Source organism: bacterium (assembly GCA_030019025.1).
Classification (GTDB): domain Bacteria; phylum Hydrothermota; class Hydrothermia; order UBA1063; family UBA1063; genus UBA1063.
The window spans coordinates 26604-33243 of record JASEFR010000023.1; the positions used below are offsets into that span (position 1 = coordinate 26604).

The 6640-nt window shown below is 36.1% G+C and carries 8 protein-coding genes; 4 read left to right on the forward strand and 4 right to left on the reverse strand.

Annotation, left to right across the window (positions count from 1 at the left end):
- Window positions 1-32 precede the first annotated feature (32 nt).
- The 4 genes from folP to QMD82_06715 are packed head-to-tail and all read left to right on the forward strand — an operon-like array spanning window position 33 to window position 2324.
- On the forward strand, window positions 33-854 hold the full coding sequence (gene folP, locus QMD82_06700; GenBank protein MDI6851603.1) for a dihydropteroate synthase: 822 nt from the start codon (window positions 33-35) through the stop codon (window positions 852-854).
- Entirely contained in the window at window positions 851-1231 is a 381-nt protein-coding gene (locus QMD82_06705) for a hypothetical protein (GenBank protein ID MDI6851604.1), read from the forward strand. The genes folP and QMD82_06705 overlap by 4 nt, the downstream gene beginning before the upstream one ends.
- Window positions 1228-1785 (forward strand): HD domain-containing protein, encoded by a 558-nt coding sequence (locus QMD82_06710; protein ID MDI6851605.1) that lies wholly within the window; start codon window positions 1228-1230, stop codon window positions 1783-1785. Before QMD82_06705 ends, QMD82_06710 begins: the two co-directional genes overlap by 4 nt.
- 44 nt (window positions 1786-1829) lie before the next feature.
- Window positions 1830-2324, forward strand: coding sequence for a hypothetical protein (locus tag QMD82_06715; protein ID MDI6851606.1), 495 nt, complete (start codon window positions 1830-1832; stop codon window positions 2322-2324).
- Here QMD82_06715 and QMD82_06720 read toward each other — a convergent pair.
- The 4 genes from QMD82_06720 to QMD82_06735 all read right to left on the reverse strand — a co-directional run.
- Complete coding sequence (locus tag QMD82_06720) at window positions 2321-3751, reverse strand: sodium/proline symporter (GenBank protein ID MDI6851607.1); 1431 nt, start codon at window positions 3749-3751, stop codon at window positions 2321-2323. The genes QMD82_06715 and QMD82_06720 overlap by 4 nt on opposite strands.
- 113 nt (window positions 3752-3864) lie before the next feature.
- A complete protein-coding gene (locus QMD82_06725) occupies window positions 3865-5184 on the reverse strand; it encodes an EAL domain-containing protein (GenBank protein MDI6851608.1) in 1320 nt (439 codons plus the stop codon).
- Between the two features lies 1 nt (window position 5185).
- Entirely contained in the window at window positions 5186-5554 is a 369-nt protein-coding gene (locus QMD82_06730) for a response regulator (protein MDI6851609.1), read from the reverse strand.
- A partial coding sequence (locus QMD82_06735; GenBank protein ID MDI6851610.1) for a HAMP domain-containing sensor histidine kinase occupies window positions 5532-6640 on the reverse strand: 1109 nt, incomplete at its 5' end. The genes QMD82_06730 and QMD82_06735, both read right to left, overlap by 23 nt.

Below are 6640 nucleotides of genomic sequence, written 5' to 3' on the forward strand. Positions count from 1 at the left end.
TTTTCCGCAGAGGTGCTTTAAAATTAAGAACCATGGCAGATGAGTCTAAAATCGAATTCGGTGATCGTACTTTGATAATGGGTATTTTAAATATTACACCAGATTCTTTCTACGACGGAGGGAAATATAGTCTCACGGATTCAGCCTTGAAGAGGGCAGAAGAAATACTGAAGGAAGGTGCTGACATCATTGATATAGGGGGAGAGTCTTCACGACCTGGAGCTGACCCTGTTACCTTGCAAGAAGAGTTGGACAGGGTTATTCCCGTGATTGAAAAGTTAAAAGGATTCCCGATACCAATATCCATAGATACCTACAAATCCCAAGTAGCTGAAGAGGCGTGTAAGAATGGCGCTTCAATAATCAACGACATTTCTGGACTATCCCAGGATGAAAAGATGGTTGAGGTGGCGAAGAAATATGGTGCTCACATTGTAATCATGCACATGAAGGGTACCCCTAAGGATATGCAGATCAATCCCACTTACACCAATGTTATTGGAGAAATTACGGGATTCCTTCAAAGACAGGCTAATTACGCCATGCAGAGAGGTATTTCCAGTGACAAAATAATAATCGACCCTGGCATAGGTTTTGGTAAGAAGTTAGAACATAACCTTGAAATTTTAAAAAAAATTGATGAATTTAAAAAAACGGGGTTCCCATTGCTGGTTGGACATTCAAGAAAGTCCATGATAGGAATGCTGTTGGGAAATGTTCCACCTGATGAAAGGCTTTATGGGACCCTCGGCGTAAGTGCCTATCTGATACTTAAGGGAGTTAATATTATAAGAGTGCATGATGTCAAACCTCATTTTGAATTAAGAAAAGTCGTTGAGGCTCTGAAAGGATGAAAAATTTTGCTATATTCCTTTCTACTTTTTTAATTTTGTCAGGATGTGATAAATCAAAGGATGAAAGTTATAACAACGCCCTTTTGAGGGTCAAAAGCTTTCTGGCCTTCACAGATTCGGTAACGAAAAGTTCAACTTCCATTCACCAGCTCCAGTATTATTTGGCTCAATCCAAAGAATCTTTGGAGACAAAAATTATACCTTACCTTGATTCGATCAGCGGAAATCTTAACGAGACTCAGGCAAAGAATATTAAAACTTTGAAAATCTACTTGGAACTTTATTTAAAGGAATCTAAAAGCACCGAAGATATAAGTAAATTGGAAAAAATGAGAAAAGAAGTTAAGAAAATTTTGGAGGAGGCAAAGGCAAAATGAATACTATCTCAAGGGAAGAGGCTTTAAAATGGGTTGAGGAACATATAAAAAAAAGAAACCTCATTAAGCATATGCTTGCTACAGGAGCTTGCATGAAATACCTTGCAAAAAAGTTTAATGAAGATGAGAATCTCTGGGAACTGGCGGGACTCCTCCACGACATAGATTACGAGAAGACTTATGATAACCCCGAAAACCACGGTTTTGTCAGCATAGAAATTCTGAAAAACAAAGGACTTGATAACCAGATCATATTTGATGCCATATTGGCCCACTGTAGTAAAAAGCCTTTGGAGAAAAACATTGAAAAAGCAATTTATGCAGTTGATCCTACGACGGGATTTATTGTAGCATGTGCTTTGATGCATCCTACTAAGTCTTTGGATGGTCTTGATTTGGATTTTATGATGAAAAGATTTAAAGAAAAGAGATTTGCAGCAGGGGCTTCCCGTGAACAAATGAAAAGCATTGAGACTCTCGGACTATCCCTTGAAGAGTTCTTGGAAATCTGTCTTGAAGCAATGAAATCAATAAAGAACGAATTAGAACTCTAATGTTATATGTAATAAGCCTGTTGGTTTTTCTATACACTGAAAGCTTGCGAAATAGTCTTTTAGCTTTTAAGAATTTTGATCTTGAGAAGGGGGATAGCCTGCTAAATGTGGCCTTCTTTGAATCCGACAGTTTCTTAAAAAATGACATTTTGTTAGTAAAGGAAATAATGGCTCGATATAGAGGCAAAGTGGAGGTAAAAATCCTCGCCGAATATTACCTTGGATACTATTTTGCAGACTCCCATAAAAGCGCATTACTGGAAAGTTCTAAGGAGGCTAAAAACGATTTAATAAATTACCTGAAACTTTTAGATTGTCTTTCCGTAGAAGGTAAAAGCTTTCGTTTATGTAAAAATTTCCTTGACGCTATGAGCGACACTCTATTAATCTTTCATGGTTCTTTTCTTATGTTCAAGAAATTCCACAAAACCCAAATCACTGAATGTCTTGAACTTCTAAGTGATCTTATAAAAAAGTACCCCCAGACACCCTATAGTGAAATCGCTTCAGGGTATCTGAGGACAATCAAGTTCCACTAATCTTTACTCGTTAAAGCCGCAACAAACCAGGCGATAAAAAGGGTGATAAAAAAGATTGGTACCAGATTGTACACCTTTATGTAATTTGAAAGGTTTAAGATATTCCATAAATAGGTTAAAAGTGAACCGGAAATTAGTGAAGCCACCACACCCCATTTATTAAACTTCTTGTAATGAAGCGCCAGTAAAATAGCGGGTCCAAAAGACGCACCCAATGCACTCCAGGCGTAATCAAGAACATAGCGATAGATAAACTGAACTTTAAGAAGTGCAAGTACAATCGCGATTAAAGCAATCACAGCAATAATAAGTCTAATGATTATAACCATCTTTTTATCTTCAATCTTAACTCCACGCCTTTCCAAAATCTTCCTTAAAAGATCATTAACAAAGGCTGTTGCACTGTACATAAGCTGGGAATCAGCCGTAGACATTATAGCTGCAGTGATTGCAGACAGGGCTATGCCAGCAATCACTGGATGGGTATACAATCTTATGAAAGTCGGCATTGCCTGTTCAGGATCACCCAAGTTGGGAATTAAAGCTCTTGCTATGATTCCAATCATAACAGAACCAAAAAAAGTAATAATTCCCCAGGTAGTTGCAATGAGAGCAGCTTTTTTAGCTTCTTTAACATTTTTAACAGTAATATACCTCACAACATAATGAGGCATTCCTATGTATCCAAGTGAAATGCCCAGTTCACCAATGATAAAACCAAGTGCAAAGTGTCCAGTATTATCTATCCATGGATTACCGAGGCCAGAACCATAAAGTTTTGACGACAGCCCTGAAAATCCACCTGCCTTTATAACCCCAAATATTGGGAGTATTATAAACAAGGCACCCATTAGAAGTCCCTGTAGCAGGTCAGTCCAACATACCGATGCATAACCACCAAGAAGAACGTAAGCCCCAACAATAACTCCACCTATAATGACTCCAGTTTTATAGGATGCAATGCCCATACTATCCATGGTTTTTCCAGAACCTACAAATTGAGCAACTACATAAGAGGTAAAGAAGATAATAATAATAAAGGAAGCAATTCCTCTTATAAGTAAACCCTTGTCGCCAACTTTATCTGCAAGAAAATCAGACACTGTATATGAACCTAATTCACCTGATTCCTTGCGAAGTTTTTTAACTACTAAGACGGCATTCAAGAAATAACCAAAGAGACAACCAAGAGCAGCCCAGAAAGCCCTCATGCCATGGATATAACCATACCCAGAAAGACCAAGCATAACCCATGCACTCTCAGCTGAAGCAGAGGCAGATATTGCAGTTACAAGAGCACCTAAACTTTTACCTGCAGTGATGAAATCTTCGAACTTTTTTGAAAACTTAAGATCTGCAATGTATCCAATTACGATTAGAACTATCAGGTAAAGAATAAAAACTATCAATACTATAAGGTTATTCATCTGCCTCCTCCTTTAAATAGGATATTAGAATGACGGTCCACATTATGAGAGCTGGAAGGAAAAACACGATCAAAAAATTGACAATGTGTTTTGAAACCATAGAGACCTCCTTTTTATCCAAGTTTCAAAGGTCTGCCAAACAAGAAGCCCTGCATAAACTCAATGCCAAGTTTTACAGCAAACTCGTAATCCTTATTATTTTCTACACCCTCTACTATCAATTTAGAGTTTATTTTCTTAGAAAAATCGAAAATTGTTTTCAGTAGCTCCTGTTTTACTGGGTCCTTATGAATATTTTTAAACAACACCCTATCATATTTAATGTAATGCGGACTCAAAGAGGCGACCCTTTCAAGAGTTGAATACCCCGTGCCTACATCATCTACTGCTATCTCAAAGCCTATTTGCTTCGCAACTCTCTTTAAAATATCGAAATATGCTTCGTTTTCTTCGGAATCTAAAGATAAAAACTTCTCAGTCAATTCAATTACAATATAATCAGGTGGAACTTCATAGGCATGGATTTTTTCGAGAAACTCATCACTTAAAAGTACGGTGAAAGAAGGAGGGGAGAGGTTAATAAAAAGTTTTTTATTGGCAAGTTTTTTACTATTCTTTGAGAAATTGAAAAATACGTCAATGGCGTTCAAGGCACAAGTTTTTTCTAAATCTTTTAACAAGTTAAAGCTTTCTGCTAAAGTGAACAGAGTCTCGGGTTCATTATATCCTTCACCCAGTGAGCATCTCGCAAGAGCTTCAAAACCGTAAATTTGCTTATCCTTTAAATTTACTATAGGCTGAAAGACAAAATTAACATCTTTTTGCTCAATTATCCTTAAAAGAGCAGCCTTTTTATCATAATCTGCTTTTTCCAGCATCTTTCTCGCTTCAAACATCATTTTGTCTAATTCCCTTGCAATTTGCCTTTCACTTCTTAAAGTCGGAGCAGATTCCAATACTCGCTCTATTATGACAACAAAAGGTTCTGGAATTGCCAATTTTTCCCTGGCAATATAATTGTTTAATCTTCTTTTAATTTCTTCCTCCAAAAATTTTTTTACATCTTTTAGGAAATCTTTGTTTATTTTAATTTTACCTTTTGTGTCATACAAAACGAGAACTAAAGTCTCTCCCCCAGGTGCTAAAGAGGCGAGGATATACTCTTTGACCCCAATTTTACCCAAAGACAACTTTATTTTAGAGGAAGATTCATAAAGGATTTGGTCTAAATGTTCAAAAGTTACTATTTTTTCTAGTTCTTCACCATTTACTATTGTAATAAGAAGACAGCCGACGGGAATTCTGCGCTCTAACATTTTAACAACATCTTTATAAAATAACTCAATTAAAGGTAATCCGTTCACATGATCGTATAATGCACTTTTTAGCTTTAGGTATTCCAATTTTAGATCAACACTTATCCTTGGTTCCATATCAATTTTTATCCTCTAAAATTTCATCCACCCGACTTAACAATTCATTTGGCAAAAAAGGCTTTACAATGTAGTCTTTTACACCTTCCTTTAAGCCTATAAGTTTATCTTCGGCATCAGCCCTCGCTGTTACAATGATTATTGGAATTTTACGGTATCTTTCGTTGCCCCTTGTAAGCCATATGAAGTCCCATCCATCCATTTGAGGCATCATAATGTCAAGGATTATAAGATCAATTTTGGTTTTATCAAGTATTGAAAATCCTTCTTTTACGCTTTCAGAAGGATAAACTTCGTATTTATTTTTCAAAATATCTTTTATCAATTCAAGGATGTCAGGTTCGTCATCAATGACCAAAATCTTCTTCATTACAAGCCTCCAAAAAAGGTAAGCAGACCTCAAATTTAACTCCATTCTCTGTATTTAATGCTCTTACAAATCCTTTATGGAGTTCCACAGCCCTCTTTATTATGTATAATCCCAAACCGAAACCACCTTTTTCCCTTTTAGTGCCATTATCGACTTGATAAAAGGGTTTAAAGATCTTTTCCAGCTCTGACTCTGGAATTTTCGGACTGGTATTGAATAGACTTATTTTAATATAACTCTTCTCTCCAATTTGCTCCTCAGAAGTTCTAACCTCTATCAATCCGCCTTCCGGTGTAAATTTTACAGCATTGGAAATCAGGTTCTCTAATATTGAATGAAACTGTTCCAAATCGGCGCAAACTTTATCTATTTCAAAGTTATAAACCAATCTCAGATTTTTTTTCTGGATTTCACTTTCAAAATTTTCTTTAATCTCTTCAAAGACTTTTTTCACATCAATAACTCTTAACTTAATCTGAATATTTTCTATAGCTGCTTTGGAACTTTGTAGAAGCTTTCTCGTCTCATCTTCTAACCTATTTAGATTTCTTGAAATTATTTCAAGGGCCTTTCTCTGCTCCTCCGACAAATTTCCTATATTTCCAGTAAGTAGAAGTTCAACATAACCCTTACTTGCAGTAAGGGGTGTTCTTAACTCATGGGAAATTTTGGCCAGTATCTCATCCCGAGCCTTATCTCTCGCCTCAAGCTCTTCAACCATTGCCCTTAAATTATAAATATAGGTAGTCATTGATTCAAGCATAGAATTTACTGTATCAGAGAGATACATAATTTCATCACCAGATTTAATTGATGATCTTACAGAGTAATTGCCACTTCTCACCAGTTCCGCTACTTGTTTTAATCTCTCAATATTTTTTACAAATCGCCCCATTAGGAGATTATCTATCACCAAAGTAACCAAAAACAACAATGAATATATAAAAAATCCAAAAATTGCAATAAATCTTCTGAACTGAAATTCTTTTTGTCTTGAAAAAACATAAAGGATACTGTGAATATTGTGGCCGGTCTCATTTATAACAGGTACAAGCACGTAATATTCCTTGTTGAACTTCTCAGTGG